Origin of the sequence: Pseudomonas fluorescens (assembly GCF_902497995.1) — a bacterium.
In the GTDB taxonomy this organism is placed as follows: domain Bacteria; phylum Pseudomonadota; class Gammaproteobacteria; order Pseudomonadales; family Pseudomonadaceae; genus Aquipseudomonas; species Aquipseudomonas fluorescens_BK.
In genome coordinates, this window is record NZ_CABVII010000071.1 from 1 (window position 1) to 532 (window position 532).

Genomic DNA, 532 nt, shown 5'->3' on the forward strand with positions numbered 1-532 from the left:
ACGTTGACCGGAACACTGGAGAAATCAAAATCACTGGCCGGTTTGCCCCGTCCTGAAGCCGAGACAAAATAGCCGACACGGGGGACCGTCGAAACATAGGCATCGGCTTCCAGATCCGCCAGCGCGCGCTGAACGGTGGTGATGCTGGATTCAAACATTCGGGTCAGGGCGCGGATCGAGGGCAGCTTCGTATCGGCCGGCCATTCCCCGCTGTCGATCTGACGAATGATCCAATCCTTGACTATCCGCCAGCGCTTGTCCGGCAAATCAAACCTGTCCATAAGTTCTCTGTTGTGTCGCGAAACAATTCAGAGAAAGTAGAGTAAAACGCCCCCCGTTGCAGCAACTATGACGATGTTGAGCGCAACCAGGCCGAAGGCGAATCGGATCAGATTGTGCTCTTCAAGCCGGTTGGCGCCCGCCAGCCCGGTGATCAGCGACGGAATCGACAGCGACCCCAGCGCCCCGTGCCCGGCCGCACTGTTGACCATCGCGGCCAGGCACGCACCGTGCTCAGTGGTCAGTGCAGCGA

At 59.0% G+C, this 532-nt stretch carries 1 protein-coding gene and 1 pseudogene; both read right to left on the bottom strand.

Translation table 11 applies throughout. From position 1 onward, the window contains the following. A partial coding sequence (locus tag F8N80_RS30950; RefSeq protein ID WP_150785343.1) for a winged helix-turn-helix domain-containing protein occupies positions 1 to 281 on the bottom strand: 281 nt, incomplete at its 3' end. Between the two features lie 27 nt (positions 282 to 308). After that, positions 309 to 532: pseudogene (locus F8N80_RS30955) on the bottom strand (transporter); the annotation flags it as partial.